Here is a 21049-nt window from a genome sequence, read left to right as displayed (position 1 = left end):
GGTAGTGGGTTATGCAAGTTAAGCGTTTTTTTGCCGCCGATATGCGTCAGGCCATGAAGCTGGTCCGTGATGAGCTCGGCTCCGACGCCGCCATCATCGGCAACCGGCGCATCGCCGGCGGTGTCGAGCTGACGGCTGCGCTGGACTACAAGCTGTCCGCCCTGGCCCCGCGCGTGCCCAACGCTGAGCTCGAAGACGAGCTGCGCAAGACGCAGTCGCGCATCGTCAACGCCCAGGCCGAGCTGAGCGGGCGTGGCGAAGCCAGCGAAGGCGGTAACCGGCAATTGTTCGCCGGGCAACCGCTGACCGCCTCGGAGCCGTTGATCGAGCCGCATGTCGATGAGCCCGCGCCGGTTGTCGCGCCTGCGTCGGCACCTGTTGATCCACGCCTGTTCGATGCCATGCGTTTTGAGTTGACCGGCTTGCGCGAGTTGCTGGAAGTCCAGCTCGGTTCGCTCGCCTGGAGCCAGCTGCAAGGCAGCAAGCCGCAGCAGGCCAACCTCTGGCGCCGGCTGCAGCGCCTTGGCCTTTCCGGTGGCTTGGCCCGCGAGCTGCTCGACCTCACCGCCGGCATCGAAGAACCACGTCATGCCTGGCGCATGGTCCTGGCGCACCTGGCGCGGATGATCGACGTGCCCGAGATCGAACCGATCGAAGAGGGCGGGGTGATCGCCATGGTCGGCCCGGCCGGCATGGGCAAGACCACCACGCTGGCCAAGCTGGCCGCGCGCTACGTGCTCAAGTACGGCGCGAACAACCTGGCGCTGGTGAGCATGGACAGCTTCCGCATCGGTGCCCAGGAGCAGCTCAAGACGCTGGGGCGTATCCTCAACGTGCCGGTCACCTATGTCGACCCGGGCGAGTCGCTGGCCCAGGCCCTGGAGCCGCTGCTGCGCAAGCGTGTGGTGCTGATCGACACCGCCGGCCTGCAGGCCAGCGACCCGGCGCTGCGCATGCAGCTCGAGACCCTGGCCGGGCGCGGCATCGCCGCGAAGAATTACCTGGTGCTGGCGACCACCAGCCAGAAGCAGGTGCTCACCGCCGCCTACCACAGCTACAAACGCTGTGGGCTGGCCGGTTGCATCCTGACCAAACTCGACGAAACGGCCTGTCTCGGTGAAGTGCTGAGCCTGGCTATCAGTCATGAGTTGCCGGTGGCCTATCTGACCGATGGGCCGCGCATTCCCGACGACCTGCAGCTACCGCGCAAGCACCAGTTGGTAAGCCGCGCTGTCAGTGTGCAATTGCAGGAAGAGCCCAGCGACGAGGCCATGGCCGACATGTTCGCTGATCTGTACCACAGCCCTGGCAAGCGCGCGGGTTGAGGGTGAATACTGTGCAAAGTACCTACATCATGGGGTTGCCCGGCCGGACCGTGGCCTTGAATGTTCAGCCCCTCATGTGGCCTGGGTCCAAGCGAGACAAGGTAAAGAACAGACATGGGTAGCATGCATCCCGTACAGGTGATCGCCGTGACCGGTGGCAAAGGTGGCGTCGGCAAGACTAACGTTTCAGTGAACCTGTCCCTGGCGCTGGCCGAGCTCGGCCGCCGGGTGATGTTGCTGGACGCCGACCTGGGCCTGGCCAATGTCGACGTTCTGCTGGGGCTCACGCCCAAGCGCACCCTCGCCGACGTGATCGAAGGCCGCTGCGAGTTGCGTGACGTACTGTTGCAGGGGCCTGGCGGTGTGCGCATCGTCCCGGCGGCCTCCGGCACGCAAAGCATGGTGCATCTGGCGCCCGCGCAGCACGCCGGCCTGATTCAGGCCTTCAGCGATATCGGCGACAATCTCGATGTGCTGGTGATCGACACGGCTGCGGGTATCGGTGACTCGGTGGTCAGCTTTGTTCGCGCCGCCCAGGAAGTGTTGCTGGTGGTGTGCGACGAGCCGACCTCGATCACCGACGCCTATGCGCTGATCAAGCTGCTCAACCGTGATTACGGGATGAATCGATTCCGTGTGCTGGCCAACATGGCCCAGAGCCCGCAGGAAGGCCGCAACCTTTTCGCCAAGTTGACCAAGGTCACGGACCGCTTCCTCGACGTCGCCCTACAATATGTCGGTGCCGTGCCTTACGACGAATGCGTGCGCAAGGCCGTGCAGAAGCAGCGGGCGGTCTATGAGGCCTTCCCTCGGTCCAAGTGTGCGCTGGCGTTCAAGGCCATCGCGCAGAAGGTCGATAGCTGGCCGCTGCCTGCCAACCCGCGTGGGCATCTGGAATTCTTTGTCGAGCGCCTGGTGCAACCCACCAGTGCAGGGCCGGTGCTATGAACGCGAGCGGTTTCAAGATGTACAGCAAGGCCGCCAAGGACGCGCAGTACGAGCTGATCGAGCGCTACGCGCCGTTGGTCAAGCGTATCGCCTACCACCTGCTGGCGCGCCTGCCGGCCAATGTCCAGGTCGAGGATCTGATCCAGGCCGGGATGATCGGCCTGCTGGAAGTGGCCAATAAATACGATGCCAGCAAGGGTGCCAGTTTCGAGACCTACGCCGGTATCCGCATCCGCGGCGCCATGCTCGACGAGGTGCGCAAGGGTGATTGGGCACCACGCTCGGTGCATCGCAACACGCGCATGGTCAGTGACGCGATCCGCTGTGTCGAAGCAAAGACGGGCCGTGACGCTAAAGATCACGAGGTTGCTGCCGAACTCCAATTGAGTCTCGATGATTACTACGGGATTCTGAATGACACCTTGGGCAGCCGCCTGTTCAGTTTCGACGACCTTTTGCAGGACGGCGAGCATGAAGGGCTGCACGAGGACGGAGCCAGCGGCCAGTTGGAGCCGGCGCGTGATCTGGAAGACGAGCGCTTCCAGGCTGCGCTGGCCGATGCGATCGCCAACCTGCCGGAGCGCGAACGCCTGGTCCTGGCGCTGTACTACGACGAAGAGTTGAACCTCAAGGAAATCGGTGAGGTGCTGGGGGTCAGCGAATCCCGTGTCAGCCAGTTGCACAGCCAGTGCGCCGCGCGTTTGCGTAGCCGCCTTGGGGAGTGGCGGGCACGTTGAACCCAGGTTCAGTGCAGTCGTTTTTTTGTAGTGCCGAATTGATTGAGCGCGCGCTCGGCGCCGAGCGCGTTAAAGACTGCTTGGAGGTCTAATTGAACAAAGACATGAAAATCCTCATCGTTGACGACTTTTCGACGATGCGGCGGATCATCAAGAACCTGTTGCGTGACCTGGGGTTCACCAACGTCAAGGAAGCTGATGACGGCAACACGGCACTGCCGATGCTCAACAGCGAGCCTTTTGACTTCCTGGTAACCGACTGGAACATGCCGGGCATGACCGGTATCGACCTGCTGCGCGCCGTTCGCGCCGACGAGCGTCTCAAGCACCTGCCGGTGTTGATGGTCACCGCAGAAGCCAAGCGTGAGCAGATCATCGAAGCGGCCCAGGCCGGCGTCAACGGCTATGTGGTCAAGCCTTTCACTGCTCTGGCGCTGAAAGAAAAGATCGAAAAGATCTTCGAACGCGTCAACGGCTGAGTCACGTCTGGGGGGCGCAATGGAGTCAACCAACAACTCTTTGGGTGAGTTCGAATCAACCCTGAAGAAGCATGCCCAGGAGCTGGTCGAGAGCCTCGAGCGCGGCCGCTTCGGTGAGGCGGTGCAGCTGATCCACCAACTGAACCAGACCCGCGACCGCGGGCTGTACCAGGAAGTCGGCAAGCTCACCCGCGAGCTGCACAGTGCGATCGTCAACTTCCAGATCGACCCGGCCATGCCGCAGGCCGAGGAAGTGTCGCAGATTACCGATGCCGCCGAGCGCCTCTCCTACGTGGTTCGCCTCACCGAAGGTGCGGCCAACCGCACCATGGACCTGGCGGAGGCATGCACCCCGGTGCTCAACGACCTTGCCAGCGAGGCCCAGAACCTTTCCGCCGACTGGCAGCGTTTCATGCGCCGCGAGGTGGCGGCGCCGGAATTCCGTGAGCTGGTCAAGCGCGTGGACAGTTTCCTGACGCATAGCGCCGAGGGTAATCAGAAGGTCGCGGGCCATATCAACGATATCGTCCTGGCCCAGGATTATCAGGATCTCACCGGCCAGGTGATCAAGCGGGTGACCACCTTGGTTACCGAAGTCGAAAGCAATCTGCTCAAGCTCGTGCTGATGGCAAGCCAGGTCGACCGTTTTGCCGGTATCGAACATGACCACCAGCAGCTGCGCGCTGAAAAAGATCAAGAAAAACATCCGACTCGGGGTGAAGGTCCGCAGATTCATGCCGATAAGCGTGAAGACGTCGTGTCCAGCCAGGACGATGTCGACGATCTGTTGTCCAGCCTGGGTTTTTAAGGAGCACGTTTAATGAGCTTCGGCGCCGATGAAGAAATCCTCCAGGATTTCCTGGTAGAAGCCGGCGAAATCCTCGAGCAACTGTCCGAGCAATTGGTCGAGCTGGAAAGCCGACCCGATGATGCGGACCTGCTCAATGCGATTTTCCGCGGTTTCCACACTGTAAAAGGGGGCGCCGGCTTCCTTCAGCTCAACGAGTTGGTGGAGTGCTGCCACATTGCCGAGAACGTGTTCGACATTCTGCGCAAGGGTGAGCGCCGGGTCGACGCGGAGCTGATGGACGTGGTGCTCGAAGCACTCGACACGGTCAACAGCATGTTCGGTCAGGTGCGTGAGCGCACCGACATCACGCCGGCCACGCCGGAACTGCTGGCTGCGCTGTCGCGTCTGGCCGAACCCGGTGGTGCCGAAGTGGCTGCCCCGGTGGAAGAGGTCGCCTCGGTCGACGAGGCCCCGGCCGCCGAGCCCGACATCACCGACACCGAGTTCGAGCAACTGCTCGATTCGCTCGATGCGGTCAAGGCCGAAGCTCAGGTTCATGAGCAGCTGCAGGGTGAACAGCTCAGCGCTGGCGGTGACGAGATTACCGACGCCGAATTCGAGTCGTTGCTCGACCAACTGCACGGCAAGGGCCAGTTTTCGCCCGATGCCGCTGCCAGTGTGCCTGCGGCCCCGGCCAGCGACGAGATCACCGACGACGAGTTCGAGTCGCTGCTCGATCAGTTGCATGGCAAAGGCACCTTCGCCGTCGACGCATTGCCTGGCGTCGCTGCGCCTGTAGCCAGCGCCGCACCCGCGGCGGCTGACGAGAGCATTACCGAACACGAATTCGAGGCGTTGCTCGACCAGTTGCACGGCAAGGGCAAGTTTTCTGGCGAAGCAGCTGTTGCCGCGGCGCCTGCCGCCGCCGTCGCAGCCGCCCCGGTCGCGGCCAAGGCCGAAGCCAAGCCGGTTGCCAAGCCTGCGCCGGCACCTGCGCCAGCCGCTGCCAAGCCTGCTGCCCCGGCCCGCGCGCCGGCGCCGGCTGCCGAAAAGCACGGCGCCAGCGAGGCGGAGACCACCGTACGGGTCGACACCGCGCGTCTGGACGAGATCATGAATATGGTCGGCGAACTGGTGCTGGTGCGTAACCGCCTGGTGCGCCTGGGGCTCAACAGCGGCGACGAGGCGATGTCCAAGGCCGTGTCCAACCTCGATGTGGTCACCGCCGACCTGCAGACCGCGGTCATGAAGACCCGCATGCAGCCGATCAAGAAAGTCTTCGGCCGCTTCCCGCGCCTGGTTCGCGACCTGGCCCGCCAGTTGAAGAAAGAGATCAACCTGGAACTGGTCGGCGAAGAGACCGACCTCGACAAGAACCTGGTCGAGGCCCTGGCCGACCCGTTGGTGCACTTGGTGCGCAACGCCGTCGACCATGGCGTCGAAATGCCCGACGAGCGCGAGGCTTCTGGCAAGTCGCGCATGGGCCGGGTGGTGCTGTCCGCCGAGCAGGAGGGCGACCACATCCTGCTGTCGATCTCCGACGACGGCAAGGGCATGGACCCGAGCATCCTGCGCGCCAAGGCCGTGGAAAAGGGCCTGATGGACAAGGATGCGGCCGATCGCCTGAGCGAGTCGGACTGCTACAACCTGATCTTCGCCCCGGGCTTCTCGACCAAGACCGAGATTTCCGACGTATCCGGCCGCGGCGTCGGCATGGACGTGGTGAAGACCAAGATTTCCCAGCTCAACGGCTCGATCAACATCTTCTCGGCCAAAGGCCAGGGTTCGAAGATCGTCATCAAGGTGCCGCTGACCCTGGCGATCATGCCGACGCTGATGGTGATGCTGGGCAACCAGGCCTTCGCCTTCCCGCTGGTCAACGTCAACGAGATCTTCCACCTCGACCTGTCGCGCACCAACGTGGTCGACGGCCAGGAAGTGGTGATCGTGCGCGACAAGGCGCTACCGCTGTTCTACCTCAAGCGTTGGCTGGTCCAGGACCAGGAGCACGAGGAGCAGCACGAAGGTCACGTGGTGATCCTCTCGGTTGGCACCCAGCGCATCGGTTTCGTCGTCGATCAGTTGGTCGGCCAGGAAGAGGTGGTGATCAAGCCGCTGGGCAAGATGCTGCAGGGCACCCCGGGCATGTCCGGCGCGACCATCACCGGTGACGGCCGTATCGCGCTGATCCTCGACGTCCCGAGCATGCTCAAGCGTTACGCCGCCCGGCGTATTTGATTTCGGTGGCGCGCCCAGGCGGGTGCGCCGCCTAACGGAGTGTTTATGGCAGTCAAGGTCCTGGTGGTGGATGATTCCGGTTTCTTCCGCCGCCGCGTCTCGGAAATTCTCTCTGCGGACCCGACGATCCAGGTCGTGGGTACCGCGACCAACGGCAAGGAAGCGATCGACCAGGCGCTGGCGCTCAAACCCGATGTCATCACCATGGACTATGAAATGCCCATGATGGACGGCATCACCGCAGTGCGCCACATCATGCAGCGCTGCCCGACGCCGGTATTGATGTTCTCCTCGTTGACCCACGAAGGCGCCCGCGTCACCCTCGATGCCCTGGATGCCGGTGCGGTCGACTACCTGCCGAAGAATTTCGAAGACATCTCGCGCAACCCGGAAAAGGTCAAGCAGATGCTGTGCGAGAAGGTCCACACCATCTCGCGCAGCAATCGCCGCTTCAGTGCCTATTCCAGCCCGGCACCGGCAGCAGCGCCGACGCCGGCCAGCAGCCACGCCCCAGCCAGCAGCTTCGCTGGCACCGCGCCTGCGCGCACTGCCGCCCCGGCCCGTGCCGCGGCACCGGCTGCCGCGCATTCGCCGGCACCCAAGCGCAAGCCATACAAACTGGTCGCCATCGGCACCTCCACGGGTGGCCCGGTGGCGCTGCAGCGGGTGCTGACCCAGCTGCCCGCCGGTTTCCCGGCGCCGATCGTGCTGATCCAGCACATGCCGGCTGCCTTCACCAAGGCCTTTGCCGAACGCTTGGACAAATTGTGCAAGATCAGCGTCAAGGAGGCCGAGGACGGTGACGTGTTGCGCCCTGGCCTGGCCCTGCTGGCTCCGGGTGGCAAGCAGATGATGGTCGACGGCCGTGGCACGGTGAAGATCCTGCCGGGCGACGAACGTTTGAACTACAAGCCTTGCGTGGATATCACCTTCGGCTCCGCCGCAAAATCCTACGGCGACAAGGTGCTCTCGGTGGTTCTCACCGGCATGGGCGCCGATGGCCGCGAAGGCGCGCGCCTGCTCAAGCAGGGTGGCAGCACCGTGTGGGCGCAGGATGAAGCCAGCTGCGTGATCTATGGCATGCCCATGGCCATCGTCAAGGCCAACCTCGCCGACGCCGTCTACAGCCTGGACGAGATCGGCAAGCACCTGGTCGAGGCTTGCGTCTGATGGATGTGTTGAGCCTGATCGGCCTGATCCTCGCCTTTGTCGCCATCGTCGGCGGTAATTTCATGGAGGGCGGCCACGTCGGTGCGCTGATCAACGGCCCGGCGGCGCTGATCGTGCTGGGCGGTACCCTGGCGGCGGCATTGCTGCAGTCGCCGTTGTCATCGTTCAAGCGTGCCTTGCAGATCGTCCGCTGGATCTTCTTCCCGCCACGGGTCGATCTGGCCGGGGGCATCGACCGGGTGGTGAACTGGAGCCTGACGGCGCGCAAGGAGGGTCTGCTGGGCCTGGAAGGCGTGGCTGACTCCGAGCCAGATCCCTATGCGCGCAAAGGCCTGCAACTGCTGGTCGACGGCGCCGAGCCGGAAGCCATTCGCAGCATCCTCGAAGTCGACTTCCTGACCCAGGAGTCCCGTGACATCCAGGCCGCCAAGGTATTCGAGAGCATGGGCGGCTACGCGCCGACCATCGGTATCATCGGCGCGGTCATGGGCCTGATCCATGTGATGGGCAACCTGGCCGACCCGTCGCAGCTGGGCAACGGCATCGCCGTGGCGTTCGTCGCCACCATCTATGGCGTGGCCAGTGCCAACCTGATCCTGCTGCCGGTCGCCAACAAGCTGAAGGCCATCACCCTGCGCCAATCGCGTTACCGCGAGATGCTGCTCGAAGGCCTGCTGTCGATCGCCGAAGGCGAGAACCCACGCTCGATCGAGCTGAAGCTGCAAGGCTTCATGGAGTAAGCCATGGCCCGCCGTCGCAAGATCGAAGAGCACGAGAACCACGAGCGTTGGCTGGTCTCGTATGCCGACTTCATTACCCTGCTGTTCGCTTTCTTCGTGGTCATGTACTCGATCTCGTCGATCAACGAGGGCAAGTACAAGCAGATATCCCAGGCGCTGATCGGGGTGTTCAACGACCCCGAGCGCAGCATGAAACCGATCCCCATCGGCGATGAGCGGCCGTTGAGCGTCAAGCCGGCCGAGCCGTTGATCAAGGATAGCGAGCAGACCGACGCCGGCCTGGCCCAGACCAGCGCCGATCCGCTCAAGACCATCACCGACGATGTGCGTGACGCTTTCGGTGACCTGATCAAGTCCGACCAGATGACCGTGCGCGGCAACGAACTGTGGGTGGAGATCGAGCTCAACTCCTCGCTGCTGTTCGCCAGTGCCGACGCCATGCCCAGCGATGTCGCCTTCGAGATCATCGAGAAGGTGGCCCGGATCCTCAAACCGTTCGCCAACCCGGTGCATGTGGAAGGCTTCACCGATAACCTGCCGATCCGCACTGCGCAGTATCCGACCAACTGGGAGCTGTCGTCGGCGCGGGCGGCGAGCATCGTGCGCCTGCTGGCCATGGAGGGTATCAGCCCGGCTCGCATGGCCTCGGTGGGGTATGGCGAGTACCAGCCGGTAGCGAGCAACGACAGCGCCGAAGGCCGTGCGCGCAATCGGCGCGTGGTACTGGTGATCTCGCGCAACCTCGAGGTGCGTCGCAGCCTGACCGGCAGTGGCAGCGCCAATGCCACCCCGGATGCGGCGATGCGCCGGGCTGGCACACAAAGTGCACCAGCCTCGCCAGCAGCGGGGGGCGGGGGCTGATTTCGTCAATTCCCCGTCACTGAATTTCACACCGTTCCCGGCAGGGCAGGCGGCCATCCCGGGAGGAAGCAACGCACGATGAGAGTCTGGGCAGTAGCCAATCAAAAAGGTGGCGTCGGCAAGACCACCACCACCATCGCCCTGGCCGGCCTGCTGGCCGAGGCGGGTAAGCGCGTGGTCGTGGTCGACCTTGACCCGCACGGTTCGATGACCAGCTACTTCGGGCACAACCCCGATGCGCTGGAGCACAGCTGCTACGACCTGTTCCTGCACAAGGGCACGGTGCCCGAAGGGCTGCCGGGCCAATTGCTGCTGCCCACCAGTGACGAACGCATCTCGCTGCTGCCGTCGAGCACTGCATTGGCGGTGCTGGAGCGCCAGTCGCCGGGGCAGAGTGGCCTGGGCCTGGTGATCGCCAAGAGTCTGGCGCAGCTGTGGCAGGATTTCGACTTCGCCCTGATCGACAGCCCACCCTTGCTGGGCGTGCTGATGGTCAACGCCCTGGCCGCCAGCCAGCAGTTGGTGATCCCGGTGCAGACCGAGTTTCTCGCGGTCAAGGGCCTGGAGCGCATGGTCGGCACGCTGGGGATGATCAACCGTTCACGCAAGCAGGCGTTGCCGTACCAGATCGTGCCGACCCTGTTCGACCGCCGCACCCAGGCTTCGCTGGGTACCCTGAAGGTGCTGCGCGACACTTATGGCGACCAGGTCTGGCAAGGTTACATTCCGGTGGATACGCGCTTGCGTGATGCCAGCCGCAACGGCGTCACGCCTTCGCAGTTCGATGGCAAGAGCCGTGGCGTGGTCGCTTACCGGGCGCTGCTCAAGCACCTGCTCACTTACCGCTCCGCGTTGCAGGTGGCCTGATGAACCAGGCCCCGCACATCACCACCAAGCCTCAGATGGCCTTGCAGTCCTACCTTGATGGGTTGCTGCAGGAGGCCACCGAGCCGCTCGAGTTGCCGCACGAGCAAGACGCGCCAGGCGCGCAGCCCGTGGAACAGGCTCCCGGCGATGAGTTCGAGGCGGCGGTACGCGAGGAACAGGCCCGCGATGCCCAGCGCCAGGTAGCGCCGGTCATGCCTGCGCCCCGGCCTTTCGCCGAGCCGCAGGCCAAGATCCTGCCGACCGTGCTGCCACCCGCCGCGCCAGTGATGGAGCCGGTGGTCGCCGTGGTCGAGCACGAGGTGGTGGCTGAGGCCAGCATCCCGGTGCTGACCGATACCCCGGCCATCGCGCCCGCGATGCCGCTGGTGGAGCTGCATGTGTCGGCTTCACCTGGCGCGCCGACACCGCCGACCACGGTCGATGGGCGCCCGGAATGGGCCGCTGAGCCGTTCGAGTGCCTGCTGTTCGATGTCGCCGGGTTGACCTTGGCGGTACCGCTGGTGTGCCTGGGGTCGATCTATACCCTGGCCGGTCAGGAGCTGACGCCGCTGTTCGGCCAGCCGGACTGGTTCCTCGGTATCCTCACGTGCCAGGCGGGCAACCTAAAGGTGCTCGACACGGCGCGCTGGGTGATGCCGGACCGTTACCGCGACGACTTCCGTCAGGGCCTGCAGTACGTTATTTCGGTCCAGGGCTACGAGTGGGGATTGGCCGTACATCAGGTCAGCCGCTCGTTGCGTCTGGACCCGAACGAGATCAAGTGGCGTAGCCAGCGTGGCCAACGCCCGTGGCTGGCCGGCACGGTGATCGAACACATGTGCGCGCTGCTCGATGTCGCCGAATTGGCCGAGCTGATCGCCAGTGGTGCGGTCAAGAAAATGAACACCAAACACAACTGAATCAACGCCGCTACTGCCGCGGTAATACAGAGCACACCGCCAATGGCGGATTTTGAGGGCTAGGGGAATGAAAAAGTCGTCTGCACAAGGTTCCGAAGATCCGATCCTGCAGTGGGTAACCTTCCGTCTGGACAACGAGTCCTACGGCATCAATGTCATGCAGGTGCAGGAAGTCCTGCGCTATACCGAGATCGCCCCGGTACCGGGCGCCCCCAGCTATGTGCTGGGCATCATCAACCTGCGCGGCAACGTGGTGACGGTGATCGACACCCGCCAGCGCTTCGGCCTGATGTCGAGCGAAGTCACCGACAACACCCGCATCGTCATCATCGAGGCGGACAAGCAGGTGGTCGGTATCCTCGTCGACAGCGTTGCTGAAGTGGTGTACCTGCGTCAGTCGGAGATCGAGACCGCGCCGAACGTCGGCAACGAAGAATCGGCCAAGTTCATCCAGGGCGTGTGCAACAAGAACGGCGAGCTGCTGATCCTGGTCGAGCTGGACAAGATGATGACCGAGGAAGAGTGGTCCGAGCTGGAGAACATCTGAGTTGATCTTCGAGGTTGCTGTCATCTTCCTGGCGCTGCTGTGGGCCCTGAGCCTGTGGTTCTTCCTCAACTACAGCAAGCGCCAGCGCGAGCTGGCCGCCCAGCAGGCCCAGGGCGATGCGCTGCGTGACCAGCGCATCAAAGACCTCGCCAAGCGTCTGGACGACTACCAGAACGGCACCGTGCGCATGGGCGAAGCGATCCATGAGTTGCGCGCGGTGCTGGCGCCGTTGCCTGAGAAGCTGCAGCAACTCGAGCAGCGCGACCCCAACAGCGTGACCTTCGCCCAGGCCGCCAAGCTGGTGGGGATGGGCGCCAGCGTCGAGGAGCTCACCCAGACCTGCGGCTTGACCCAGGCCGAGGCGCAGTTGATGAGCAAGCTGCACCGCGGCGAGTGATCACGGTTGCCCAGCTTGGTGTTGTAGCTACCGCTCATTCGGATCCTTGCCGTTGCATCAGGTCCTGGCCCAGGAGTGGTTACCGCCGACCTTGGCAATCCGATTCAAAGGCAAGAGGGCGTGCGTGGCTTGCGCCACCGCGTCCGGGTTCACGTACTGCCAGGCATTTACCTTGGGCAGGCAACTCAGATTGAACACCTGTCGCAGGCGGTAGAGGCTCGCCAGCTCTCGATCGAGCACATCGGTGAGCAGGCGTGGCCCTGTCAACCGGCTCAGTTCGCTGGCATAACGATAGAATCCCGCTGGGTCGCTGGCCAGGTCCGGCTTGCTGTCGTAGAACGCCGGGCTGGCCTGGAACCGCGCGTGCATCTCCTCGAGGATGGCCTTGAGCGTCGGGTTGTTGGCATGGCTGCCGATCATGCTGGTGTTGTACAGGCAGGTCATACCCATCTTCTCGTTGGACATCGGTGGCGGCAGCACCAGGCCGTCAGGGGTTGCCAGCAAAGGCACTCGGTCGATAGGCTCGCCGGGCTGGCCAAGGCCTTGCCCGTCGACCACGTAGGGATACTCGCCGGCTGCCAGGAAGCTGTCGTCCACATCCATGTATAAGCCGCCTTGCTGGTCGAGCATGTAGTAACGCAAGGTGTCCGATGCCGAGGCGAAGTTGGTCGCTACCCCGCCATTGCCGTCCAGCGCCGCCTGATATTGCCGATGGTAGGGGCTCTGCTTGAACGCCTTGTAGAACGGCTGCTCCTCCAGGGGTAACACCTGCAAATCGGGCGCTCCTTCGGCGAGCAGGCGCAGATTTTGCTCGTACGCGGCCGTGTTGGCGTTCGACAGGTACAGGCGGTAGGTGTAGGTGCTGTTCTTCAGTTGGGTGGCGTTGTGGCCCAGGTTGTCGATCAAGTCGGCGCCGATGGCTCTGTCGCCCACCCACAGACAGGAGATGGTCTTTGCAATGGGGGCGCTGCCAAGGGCGGGGGCGAGAGGAAGTTCGAGGGGCAGGGGCAGGTCCACGCCCAGCGCTCGCAAGGTGACGCTGCGCATCAGGTCGGTGATCGGGCGTCCGCGCTCCACGAAACGCAACTCCCTGGAGCCCGCGCGGGCCGCGTAGAGTCGAGGACTGACTTGGTTGGTGTCGCGTTCGATGATGAACGCGTCCTGCTCCATGTCGTACACCACTTCTTCATTGTAGGTATCGATACAGGTCGAGAGCATGTCCGGTCGGCCATCGTACCTGGGGCTCCTGATCACCGCGCCGGCGGTGGCCTCGTCGGCTCCAGCCAGGGGCGCGATATTGTCGGGAATGTTGAAGTAGCGGGCCACTTCCATTTCAGGGAGCCGCGGGGCGTCCAGTGGGCTAAGCGGGTAGCCCCATTGCTCGTTGATCCGGCTGGGAAGAATGACGAAGCCTTCGCTCTTGACCCGGAACAACTGGCCGAGGTGTTCGAGCGCGACTGGCAGGACCGTTGCGTTGAGCAGGCCGTAGGTGAGGGTCTGGACACCTTCGGCCTGTCGTTGTGCGTCCTTGCCGTTGATGGCCTGGTCCAGCCCCAGGCCGAATTGGGCAATGCCGCCGGCGGCAACGATCACCAACAGTTCGGGCACCACCAGCGCCAGCGGCGCCAGCAGGTTCATGGCCGAATTCAGGTAGCCGCGCCAGCGGGCTTTGCTCACGTCGTAATCGCTGGTGATGATGAAATCGGCGTCGGCATAGGTTCGGGCTTTCTGGCGTTCGGCCAGTGCCTGGAACAGGTCGCCGGTCAGCGGCGCGCTGTAATGTTCTGGCCGGTAATGCACGTACTGGCGCGCAGACCAGGGCCCGTCCGTGGTGAAACCGGCGCGCTGCGGCGAGCGGTGGTGTATGGCAGGGTAGGTCCCAAGGCCGATCAGGGCTTCGTCCAGGCCGCTGAAATCCAGGCCATCCGGCCCGTCGGCTTGGGCGAAGTAGCGCTTCAGCGCGGCACGCTTTTGCCCGTCCCGGCATTGCACGCCGACCCAGTCGCGCAGGGCGTCCAGATTGGCGAATTGGTGCAAGGGCGAGCTGTTGCCGGGCAAGTAGAGCACGACCAGCGAGGCATCAGTGGTGCTTAGCAGCAGTGCGTCGGTACTGGCGTAGCCATAGATGTTCAGCGTGCAGGCCTGCAGGCCTGGGGCCTCCTCACTCAGGCCGGCGGCTTGCCAGGCGAGCTTGCGCGCCGCATCGCTGAGGCTGCCTTCCTGTACCTGTTTGTTGCAGGCGGTGATGAAGGCAAGCTTGGCCGTCAATCGATGGCTGGCGAAGGACGCTTCCCAATAGTTGTCCAGCATAGTCGCGTAGGCAGTGTGCAGGTCCAGATCCCAGATGAACGACTGGAACGCCTCGGCCGCGACCAGTACATGGCTGCTGGCATCGATACGCTCGGGTTGTTCGATACGGAATAGGCCGTTGTAGACCTGATAGCTGGCGCCGGTTTGCCATTGGCTGGGCGTGGGCAGGGCGTCGACGAAAGTGACGGGGCCATCGGGGAAAGTGCCGGCCCAGGGGCTGGCGAACAGCGCGCCGGCCAGGTTGTTGTTGGTTTCACCTTGCCAGTTGCTCAGTACCGCCTGGGTCAGAGTCATGCGTTCGATGACCGTGGCGAGGTAGCCCTGCGCCCCTTGTGGCTGGTAGTGGAAGGTGACAACCGCGACCCGGTCCGGATCCAGCGGCTGGCCGCGCCCGGCGCTCCAGGTGCGGATGGCGTTGGCCGCTGCCCGGTCGGGGCGGGGGAAGCTTTTGAGGTGATCGCGGACGAACTGCACGCCGCTGGCGTTGATGTTGAGCTTAAGCATGATCCAGGCCTGGTGGTGGGGGGAGCCTGCATGGTTGGCCATAAGCTTTTGCCAACTGCGGTGCATATTTGAGCCTGAATGACTGCTCAATCCCTGCTAGCGCCAAGTTCATGCAGCGCTGAAGCGTTAGTTACTACGGCCCTTGGTCAGCGCAGGTGGGGCCGGCACATTCGGATGGGATGCAGGTGTTAGCCTGTGCAGCGCACTCGCCGTTGTGGACGTCGCTAGGATCCAGGCTCAGTCATTTTCTGGAAGACCATGCTATGAGCTTGAATCATGTCGTTGTGAATACGCCCGTGGATCCGCCTCGGCACGAACCTTTGCCTTTTCGTGATCGTCAGTTGGCAATTTTTCAGGAGGGTACGGCACTGCGTATCGAAGTGCTGATTAAGGCCGTTGAGCTACGTGTGGAACCACGACTGAGCGGTATCTCCATACACGTGTGGGACGTTGTCTACGAGGTGGAACCGGCACCTGGACAACTGCTGCATATCAAGACCGGCAAGGGCAATGACAAGGTGCTCATGTTGACCGATGCCAGCACCCTCGCGGTGATAGAAACAGGGGAGGGTGATGATGAAGTCCATCTGCAGCGCATGGGGTCGGCGCAGACAGGGGGCAGCGTCGTGGTCGGTGCTGGGCCTGGCGCGGATCGAGTCATTGCCAAGGGCCAGGCCGATGTCGAGATCGAGGGCGGCTCCGGCAACGACTTGATCGTCAGCGATGCCGACCTTGGCATGTTGCACTGTGGGCCCGGCGATGACAGGGTTTACGTCGAGGGCGGGCGGGCGATCATCGAAGCGCTCACTGGCGATAACCGCTTGACCACTGGCGCACTCGATGATCGGGTGTACGGTAGGGTCGGAAATGTTACCCCGGTCGATGGTTTCGATGCCCCGCTGATGCACTCGCTGGATGATGCTTCGCTCCCTCAAGCCTACACTCAGACGTTCGATATCCAAGGCTCGCCTGAGTACATCCAACACGTTATCCGTCACTTGAACGTACTCAGGGCGAGCCCGACGGCGTCGGTGCTGCTCGAAGATCTGGTGGCTAGAAATGTGAAAGTGAAGATCGAGCATAGCGACATGCTTGACAATGCCACGGCCGGCTACGACAGGGCCCAAGGAGGGGCAGGCGTGGTGAACGGTAGCCGAGGGGCTCGGATCCAAGAAATGGTGGTTTCCTATAATCCTCTTGTCCACATGCCCGGTTTTCCTTCGCTGGTGATCCTATATCATGAGCTTTGCCATGCTTGGAACTTCGCGACCGGCAGCATTCTGGGTAACGGTGAAATGCAGGCCGTCGGCCTCGACAGCGGTCAGCCGCCCTTTGACTTCGATGATGACGCCGCCACTCCGGCGGTAAGCACCAACCCTGATCCATTCAACGAAAACGCGCTACGTCGTGAGCTCGGTTTGCCTGCTCGGCTGACTTATCCCTGAGCGGATGGCGGCAGGTGCAGCAATGTTGGCGTGATGTCGCGTTCACTTGGCGGTTCGTCGGCGAAGCCTACCGGCACCTTGCCGCGCAGTTGCCAGGCGAAGGCGATGATTTCGGCGATGGTCAGGTACAGCGCTTCGGGAATCTGCTCGCCCAACTCTAGGCGTGCCAGCAGGCGCACCAGTTCGGCGTTCTCGTAGATTGGCACTTCGTGCTCACGGGCCAGGGCGAGGATGGCTTCGGCCAGTTCGTCGTCGCCCTTGGCGCTCAGGGTCGGGGCCTGTTGGCCGTCGTAGCTCAGGGCGATGGCCTGGCGTGGCTGTTTGTGCTTCATGCGGTTTCATCCACCCAACGTTGCTCGAGGCGTGTGCGCGGGCCCTGCGGGGGCGTGCCGGGGTGGCACTCCAGGTCGCCGACATCCAGCCCACGGGCCAGCAGGCGCTCGCGCAGGGTGCCAAGCTGACTGTCGATCAAGCGCGCGGTACGTTCCTGTTCCGCCCACAGCTGGCCTGACAGTCGGCCCTGGATCAATTGTGCCTGTACCTGCAGCGGGCCCAGTGGCACCAGGTCGAAGGCCAGCTCTATACGCCATAGGGCCTGCAGCGGATCATGCTGTTCGCGCTCCCGTTCGGTTTGCTGTTTCGGGGTCTCCTCGCGTTGCAGCTTGACCTGCAGGGGGATGAATTCCTGGCCATGGCGTACCGGCACTTCGGTCTGCCAGGTGGTCTGCTGGTTGCCGTTCTCGAGCGTGCCGCTTTGTTGCAGGCTGGACAGCGAGTGGCTTTGCAAGCGGGAAATGGCGGCAGCGGCCAGGCGCAGCAATTGTTGCAAATCGCCTTCGCTTTCCAGCTTCTGCAGCAGGCGCGAGGGCAGGGGGAATGCACTGGGCAATGGCCGAGGGCTGACCTGGCCAAGCATGCCCAGGGCACTGCGGGCCAGGCCGGGCAGGGCCTGGGCGAGGGTGCCAGTCGCCAGCGCGGGGGCCAGCGGCGGGTGTCCGGGAACATTGGGCAGTGCCTGGGCGACCAGCTTGACCAGCTGCGCCTTCAGGTCGGGCGCTATACCGCTGGCCAGCCCGCCGAGTAGTTTGGACTCGAAGAACGTGCCGCTATTATTGAGCGCCTGCGCCAGCCCCTTGGCATCCCCCATTTGCCGTGCATCCGGCAGGCTGGCGAGCAGGCGTTCGGCACTGGCACGCAGCTCGGGGGCGGCATCGGGGTTGCTGGTGATCCGCTGCAGGTTGTCGAGTACGCCCGGCAGCGAGGCCTGGAGGCTCTGTTGGGTCGACAGATGCTGGGTGACGGCCAACTGGTCCTGGCGACCGCTCAGGGGCACGAAGCGCAACGCCTGCTCGCCCTGCACCAGCGCGCTGAGCAGGCTGCCCACGGGGAGCCTGCGCGGGCTGTCGATGGCCAGGGTGGCACCGGCCTGGCTGCTGTTTAGCAGGCTCACCAGCGAGCGGAAGGTGACGGCTGAGCCAGGGCTTTGCGGCAGGGCCTGGCTGGTCAGCACCTTGGCCTGCAGCAAGGTGCCGACCGGGAGCTGCCGGGTATCCAGTTGAGTCAAGGTGGCGATGTTGCCGGCAATGGCCTGCTGCACCATCACCGCCAGGCGGCTGCTCTCGGGCTGGGTGACGGTGATCAAACTGCCGGGGGGCATCGGCTGGCTGGCGGTGGTCAATACCTGGATCTGGTTGCCATTGGCCTGGGTGAGCCGCAGCAGCATCTGGAATTCCTGACCGATCTGGCGCAGGGTGACGACCTCGGCTTCGGCGGTCTCTCCAGGCGGCAGCAGACCGGGCTGGGCTTGCAGCAGGCGCAGCAGTTCGCCGGACATCGCGGCCCTTGTCGCTTGGGCGCTTACCGCGGTTTGTGTGCTGAGACTATTGATTTCAGTCATGATTGTATACAACCTGTCGAACCAGCCCTCTTGGCAGCGCGGTGGCGCGTGCAATAATGCCGCTCGCTCGCCATTGCCAGTATAACGGCAAGGGTTGAAGCGACTTGAGACACAGACTGCATAAGGCGATACCGTGACCCTTCACCTCCAAGCCGCGGGCCTGGCCTGCGAGCGCGACTGGCGGCTGCTGTTCGAGCACCTGCACTTCGAGCTGCACCCTGGCGACATGCTGCAGGTCGCCGGCCCCAACGGCAGCGGCAAGACTAGCCTGCTGCGCCTGCTGGCAGGGCTCATGCAACCCACCGCCGGGCAGATCCTGCTGGGGGGCGAGCCGTTGGCCGAGCAACGCCATGCCCTGGCCAGCATCCTGCTGTGGATCGGCCACGCCGCCGGGATCAAGGACTTGCTCACCGCCGAAGAGAACCTTGCCTGGCTCTGCGCATTGCATCGCCCGGCCAACCGCGAGGCGATCTGGAAGGCGCTGGAGGCCGTCGGCCTGCGCGGTTTCGAGGATGTGCCCTGCCATACCCTGTCCGCCGGCCAGCAGCGCCGGGTGGCCCTGGCTCGGTTGTACCTCGACAGCCCGCCGCTGTGGATCCTCGACGAACCTTTCACCGCCCTCGACAAGCAGGGCGTGGCGCAACTGGAAGCGCACCTTGCAGCGCACTGCGAGCAGGGTGGTACCGTGGTGCTGACCACCCACCATACGCTCGAACGCAAGCCATCCGGCTATCGCGAGCTGAACCTGGGACAATGGGCGGCATGAGCGTATTCCTTCTTCTGTTGCGCCGCGAGGCGCGTCTGTTGTTCCGCCGCCCGGCGGAGCTGGCCAACCCGCTGGTGTTCTTCGCCATCGTCGTCGCCCTGTTCCCCCTGGCGGTAGGGCCAGAGACGCAATTGTTGCAAACCTTGTCGCCAGGACTGGTCTGGGTCGCGGCCTTGCTGGCGGTACTGTTGTCGCTGGACGGGTTGTTCCGCAGTGATTTCGAGGACGGCTCGCTCGAGCAGTGGGTGCTTTCGCCGCACCCGCTGGCCATGCTGGTGCTGGCCAAGGTGCTGGCGCACTGGATCTTTTCCGGGTTGGCGCTGGTATTGTTGGCACCACTGCTGGCGCTGATGCTGGGTTTGCCGCCCAGTTGCCTGCCGGTGCTGCTCGCCTCCCTGCTGTTGGGCACCCCGGTGCTGAGCCTGCTGGGCGCGGTGGGGGCGGCGCTGACGGTCGGTCTCAAGCGCGGTGGTCTGCTGCTGGCATTGCTGATTCTGCCGTTGTATATCCCTGTATTGATCCTGGGCAGTGGTGCGTTGCAGGCGGCGTTGCAGAATATGCCCGCCACCGGTCATCTGCTCTGGCTCGCCAGCCTGACGGCGCTGGCGGTGACACTGGCACCCTTTGCGATCGCGGCCGGGCTGAAGATCAGCGTCGGCGAATAACGAGTGCCGGGCATTGCAGCCCGGCCAACACCCTGGATGTACCCTGATGAAAATAAGCTGGACGTGGTTCCACAAGCTAGGCTCCCCAAAATGGTTCTATGCCATCAGCGGCCGCATGCTGCCGTGGCTGACCGTTTGCGCCATCGTGCTGTTGCTGGTCGGCATCACCTGGGGGCTGGCCTTCGCCCCCCAGGACTACCAGCAGGGCAACAGTTTCCGCATCATCTATATCCATGTGCCGACCGCCATGCTGGCGCAGTCGTGCTATGTGATGCTCGCCGTGGCGGGCGTGGTGGGGCTGGTGTGGAAGATGAAACTGGCCGATGTCGCGCTGCAGTGCGCGGCGCCGATCGGTGCCTGGATGACCGCGGTGGCGCTGGTCACCGGGGCGATCTGGGGCAAGCCCACCTGGGGCAGTTGGTGGGTCTGGGATGCGCGCCTGACCTCCATGCTCATCCTGCTGTTCCTGTACTTCGGCATCATCGCCCTGGGCCAGGCCATCAGCAATCGCGACAGCGCGGCCAAGGCCTGCGCGGTACTGGCGATCGTCGGCGTGATCAACATCCCGATCATCAAATACTCGGTGGAGTGGTGGAACACCCTGCACCAGGGCGCCACCTTCACCCTCACCGAAAAGCCGGCAATGCCGGTGGAAATGTGGGCGCCGCTGCTGATCACCGCGTTGGGCTTCTATTGCTTCTTCGGCGCCGTGCTGCTGCTGCGCATGCGTCTGGAAGTGCTCAAGCGCGAAGCGCGGGCCAGCTGGGTCAAGGATGAAGTGCTGAGCCAGCTTGGCCGGGAGGCGGCACGATGAGTTTTGCCTCCTTCGCTGATTTTCTCGCCATGGGCCATCATGGCCTGTACGTCTGGTCGGCCTATGGCATTTGCCTGGCGGTGCTGGCGCTGAATGTCGCCGCGCCGCTGCTGGCCCGCCGTCGCTACCTGCAAGAAGAGGCGCGTCGTCTGCGCCGGGAGAACAAACCGTGAATCCGCAGCGCAAGAAACGCCTGTTCATCATCCTCGGCCTGTTGGCCGGTGTCGGCGTCGCCGTGGGCTTTGCCCTGAGTGCGCTGCAGCAGAACATCAACCTGTTCTACACCCCGACGCAGATCGCCAACGGCGAGGCGCCCCTGGACACCCGCATCCGCGCCGGCGGCATGGTCGAGAAGGGCTCGGTGCAGCGCTCGGCCGACTCGCTCGACGTACGCTTCGTGGTCACCGACTACAGCAAATCGGTGCCGATCACCTACCGTGGCATTCTCCCCGACCTGTTCCGCGAAGGGCAGGGCATCGTCGCCCTCGGCAAACTCAACGCTGACGGCGTGGTGGTGGCCGACGAGGTATTGGCCAAGCACGACGAGAAATACATGCCGCCGGAAGTCACCAAGGCCCTGAAGGAAAGCGGCCAGGCCGCCAGCGATGCGGGGGCCAAGCCATGAACGC

The 21049-nt window shown here is 63.8% G+C and carries 22 protein-coding genes; 19 read left to right on the top strand and 3 right to left on the bottom strand.

Annotated elements, in window-relative coordinates:
• Positions 1 to 11: 11 nt before the first annotated feature.
• The 13 genes from flhF (at position 12) to KSS90_RS18270 (ending at position 12019) form a co-directional block, all read left to right on the top strand.
• The gene (gene flhF, locus KSS90_RS18330; protein ID WP_217866714.1) at positions 12 to 1325 is read left to right on the top strand and encodes a flagellar biosynthesis GTPase FlhF; all 1314 of its coding nucleotides are present in this window, start codon (positions 12 to 14) and stop codon (positions 1323 to 1325) included.
• A 114-nt stretch (positions 1326 to 1439) separates the two neighbouring features.
• Positions 1440 to 2273, top strand: coding sequence for a flagellar synthesis regulator FleN (gene fleN / locus KSS90_RS18325; protein WP_023630864.1), 834 nt, complete (start codon positions 1440 to 1442; stop codon positions 2271 to 2273).
• A complete protein-coding gene (fliA, locus tag KSS90_RS18320; RefSeq protein ID WP_038706555.1) occupies positions 2270 to 3010 on the top strand; it encodes an RNA polymerase sigma factor FliA in 741 nt (246 codons plus the stop codon). Before fleN ends, fliA begins: the two co-directional genes overlap by 4 nt.
• A 104-nt stretch (positions 3011 to 3114) precedes the next feature.
• Positions 3115 to 3489: a chemotaxis response regulator CheY gene (locus KSS90_RS18315; protein ID WP_177182950.1), complete on the top strand. Its 375-nt coding sequence runs from the start codon at positions 3115 to 3117 to the stop codon at positions 3487 to 3489.
• A gap of 19 nt (positions 3490 to 3508) precedes the next feature.
• A complete protein-coding gene (locus KSS90_RS18310; protein ID WP_217866713.1) occupies positions 3509 to 4297 on the top strand; it encodes a protein phosphatase CheZ in 789 nt (262 codons plus the stop codon).
• A 12-nt stretch (positions 4298 to 4309) separates the two neighbouring features.
• Positions 4310 to 6517, top strand: a complete 2208-nt coding sequence (locus KSS90_RS18305; RefSeq protein ID WP_217866712.1) for a chemotaxis protein CheA — start codon at positions 4310 to 4312, stop codon at positions 6515 to 6517.
• Between the two features lie 45 nt (positions 6518 to 6562).
• The gene (locus KSS90_RS18300) at positions 6563 to 7687 is read left to right on the top strand and encodes a protein-glutamate methylesterase/protein-glutamine glutaminase (RefSeq protein ID WP_217866711.1); all 1125 of its coding nucleotides are present in this window, start codon (positions 6563 to 6565) and stop codon (positions 7685 to 7687) included.
• Positions 7687 to 8427 carry a flagellar motor protein gene (locus KSS90_RS18295; RefSeq protein ID WP_217866710.1) on the top strand — a complete coding sequence of 247 codons (741 nt, stop codon included), beginning with the start codon at positions 7687 to 7689 and terminating at the stop codon, positions 8425 to 8427. The genes KSS90_RS18300 and KSS90_RS18295 overlap by 1 nt, the downstream gene beginning before the upstream one ends.
• A gap of 3 nt (positions 8428 to 8430) precedes the next feature.
• Positions 8431 to 9288: a flagellar motor protein MotD gene (gene motD, locus KSS90_RS18290; RefSeq protein WP_217866709.1), complete on the top strand. Its 858-nt coding sequence runs from the start codon at positions 8431 to 8433 to the stop codon at positions 9286 to 9288.
• 78 nt (positions 9289 to 9366) lie between these two features.
• Positions 9367 to 10155: a ParA family protein gene (locus KSS90_RS18285; protein WP_046854695.1), complete on the top strand. Its 789-nt coding sequence runs from the start codon at positions 9367 to 9369 to the stop codon at positions 10153 to 10155.
• Positions 10155 to 11075, top strand: a complete 921-nt coding sequence (locus KSS90_RS18280; RefSeq protein ID WP_217866708.1) for a CheW domain-containing protein — start codon at positions 10155 to 10157, stop codon at positions 11073 to 11075. Before KSS90_RS18285 ends, KSS90_RS18280 begins: the two co-directional genes overlap by 1 nt.
• A gap of 67 nt (positions 11076 to 11142) precedes the next feature.
• Positions 11143 to 11622 carry a chemotaxis protein CheW gene (locus KSS90_RS18275; RefSeq protein ID WP_023630607.1) on the top strand — a complete coding sequence of 160 codons (480 nt, stop codon included), beginning with the start codon at positions 11143 to 11145 and terminating at the stop codon, positions 11620 to 11622.
• A gap of 1 nt (position 11623) precedes the next feature.
• Positions 11624 to 12019, top strand: coding sequence for a DUF2802 domain-containing protein (locus KSS90_RS18270; RefSeq protein WP_217866707.1), 396 nt, complete (start codon positions 11624 to 11626; stop codon positions 12017 to 12019).
• A 57-nt stretch (positions 12020 to 12076) separates the two neighbouring features.
• Here the strand turns inward: KSS90_RS18270 and KSS90_RS18265 are convergent, their stop codons facing one another.
• The gene (locus tag KSS90_RS18265; RefSeq protein ID WP_217866706.1) at positions 12077 to 14833 is read right to left on the bottom strand and encodes a dermonecrotic toxin domain-containing protein; all 2757 of its coding nucleotides are present in this window, start codon (positions 14831 to 14833) and stop codon (positions 12077 to 12079) included.
• A 263-nt stretch (positions 14834 to 15096) separates the two neighbouring features.
• Here KSS90_RS18265 and KSS90_RS18260 point away from each other — a divergent pair, with 263 nt between their 5' ends.
• On the top strand, positions 15097 to 16278 hold the full coding sequence (locus KSS90_RS18260) for a M91 family zinc metallopeptidase (protein WP_217866705.1): 1182 nt from the start codon (positions 15097 to 15099) through the stop codon (positions 16276 to 16278).
• Here the strand turns inward: KSS90_RS18260 and KSS90_RS18255 are convergent.
• Entirely contained in the window at positions 16269 to 16610 is a 342-nt protein-coding gene (locus KSS90_RS18255; protein WP_217866704.1) for an EscU/YscU/HrcU family type III secretion system export apparatus switch protein, read from the bottom strand. The genes KSS90_RS18260 and KSS90_RS18255 overlap by 10 nt on opposite strands.
• Entirely contained in the window at positions 16607 to 18175 is a 1569-nt protein-coding gene (gene fliK / locus KSS90_RS18250) for a flagellar hook-length control protein FliK (RefSeq protein WP_217866703.1), read from the bottom strand. Before fliK ends, KSS90_RS18255 begins: the two co-directional genes overlap by 4 nt.
• 133 nt (positions 18176 to 18308) lie before the next feature.
• Between fliK and ccmA the strand changes: the two genes are divergently transcribed.
• The 5 genes from ccmA to ccmE are packed head-to-tail and all read left to right on the top strand — an operon-like array spanning position 18309 to position 21045.
• Positions 18309 to 18941, top strand: a complete 633-nt coding sequence (gene ccmA, locus KSS90_RS18245) for a cytochrome c biogenesis heme-transporting ATPase CcmA (RefSeq protein WP_217866702.1) — start codon at positions 18309 to 18311, stop codon at positions 18939 to 18941.
• Entirely contained in the window at positions 18938 to 19606 is a 669-nt protein-coding gene (gene ccmB / locus KSS90_RS18240) for a heme exporter protein CcmB (protein WP_031315999.1), read from the top strand. The genes ccmA and ccmB overlap by 4 nt, the downstream gene beginning before the upstream one ends.
• A 46-nt stretch (positions 19607 to 19652) precedes the next feature.
• Positions 19653 to 20420: a heme ABC transporter permease gene (locus tag KSS90_RS18235; protein WP_023632019.1), complete on the top strand. Its 768-nt coding sequence runs from the start codon at positions 19653 to 19655 to the stop codon at positions 20418 to 20420.
• Complete coding sequence (gene ccmD, locus KSS90_RS18230; RefSeq protein ID WP_217866701.1) at positions 20417 to 20593, top strand: heme exporter protein CcmD; 177 nt, start codon at positions 20417 to 20419, stop codon at positions 20591 to 20593. The genes KSS90_RS18235 and ccmD overlap by 4 nt, the downstream gene beginning before the upstream one ends.
• The gene (gene ccmE, locus KSS90_RS18225) at positions 20590 to 21045 is read left to right on the top strand and encodes a cytochrome c maturation protein CcmE (RefSeq protein ID WP_023632021.1); all 456 of its coding nucleotides are present in this window, start codon (positions 20590 to 20592) and stop codon (positions 21043 to 21045) included. The genes ccmD and ccmE overlap by 4 nt, the downstream gene beginning before the upstream one ends.
• The last annotated feature ends 4 nt before the right edge of the window (positions 21046 to 21049 follow it).

Origin of the sequence: Pseudomonas maumuensis (assembly GCF_019139675.1) — a bacterium.
GTDB lineage: Bacteria > Pseudomonadota > Gammaproteobacteria > Pseudomonadales > Pseudomonadaceae > Aquipseudomonas > Aquipseudomonas maumuensis.
Note: the sequence above shows the minus strand (reverse complement) of the source record. Positions and strands in the feature narration are given on the sequence as shown.

What these genes read in the sequence shown, in the direction of transcription:
- fliK (WP_217866703.1), bottom strand. Translation starts at nt 18,175, where the DNA reads ATGACTGAAATCAATAGTCTCAGCACACAAACCGCGGTAAGCGCCCAA.
- ccmB (WP_031315999.1), top strand. Translation starts at nt 18,938, where the DNA reads ATGAGCGTATTCCTTCTTCTGTTGCGCCGCGAGGCGCGTCTGTTGTTC.
- KSS90_RS18285 (WP_046854695.1), top strand. Translation starts at nt 9,367, where the DNA reads ATGAGAGTCTGGGCAGTAGCCAATCAAAAAGGTGGCGTCGGCAAGACC.
- ccmD (WP_217866701.1), top strand. Translation starts at nt 20,417, where the DNA reads ATGAGTTTTGCCTCCTTCGCTGATTTTCTCGCCATGGGCCATCATGGC.
- motD (WP_217866709.1), top strand. Translation starts at nt 8,431, where the DNA reads ATGGCCCGCCGTCGCAAGATCGAAGAGCACGAGAACCACGAGCGTTGG.
- KSS90_RS18255 (WP_217866704.1), bottom strand. Translation starts at nt 16,610, where the DNA reads ATGAAGCACAAACAGCCACGCCAGGCCATCGCCCTGAGCTACGACGGC.
- KSS90_RS18280 (WP_217866708.1), top strand. Translation starts at nt 10,155, where the DNA reads ATGAACCAGGCCCCGCACATCACCACCAAGCCTCAGATGGCCTTGCAG.
- KSS90_RS18265 (WP_217866706.1), bottom strand. Translation starts at nt 14,833, where the DNA reads ATGCTTAAGCTCAACATCAACGCCAGCGGCGTGCAGTTCGTCCGCGAT.
- KSS90_RS18305 (WP_217866712.1), top strand. Translation starts at nt 4,310, where the DNA reads ATGAGCTTCGGCGCCGATGAAGAAATCCTCCAGGATTTCCTGGTAGAA.
- fleN (WP_023630864.1), top strand. Translation starts at nt 1,440, where the DNA reads ATGGGTAGCATGCATCCCGTACAGGTGATCGCCGTGACCGGTGGCAAA.
- KSS90_RS18275 (WP_023630607.1), top strand. Translation starts at nt 11,143, where the DNA reads ATGAAAAAGTCGTCTGCACAAGGTTCCGAAGATCCGATCCTGCAGTGG.
- fliA (WP_038706555.1), top strand. Translation starts at nt 2,270, where the DNA reads ATGAACGCGAGCGGTTTCAAGATGTACAGCAAGGCCGCCAAGGACGCG.
- KSS90_RS18300 (WP_217866711.1), top strand. Translation starts at nt 6,563, where the DNA reads ATGGCAGTCAAGGTCCTGGTGGTGGATGATTCCGGTTTCTTCCGCCGC.
- KSS90_RS18235 (WP_023632019.1), top strand. Translation starts at nt 19,653, where the DNA reads ATGAAAATAAGCTGGACGTGGTTCCACAAGCTAGGCTCCCCAAAATGG.
- KSS90_RS18315 (WP_177182950.1), top strand. Translation starts at nt 3,115, where the DNA reads ATGAAAATCCTCATCGTTGACGACTTTTCGACGATGCGGCGGATCATC.
- KSS90_RS18310 (WP_217866713.1), top strand. Translation starts at nt 3,509, where the DNA reads ATGGAGTCAACCAACAACTCTTTGGGTGAGTTCGAATCAACCCTGAAG.
- KSS90_RS18260 (WP_217866705.1), top strand. Translation starts at nt 15,097, where the DNA reads ATGAGCTTGAATCATGTCGTTGTGAATACGCCCGTGGATCCGCCTCGG.
- flhF (WP_217866714.1), top strand. Translation starts at nt 12, where the DNA reads ATGCAAGTTAAGCGTTTTTTTGCCGCCGATATGCGTCAGGCCATGAAG.
- KSS90_RS18295 (WP_217866710.1), top strand. Translation starts at nt 7,687, where the DNA reads ATGGATGTGTTGAGCCTGATCGGCCTGATCCTCGCCTTTGTCGCCATC.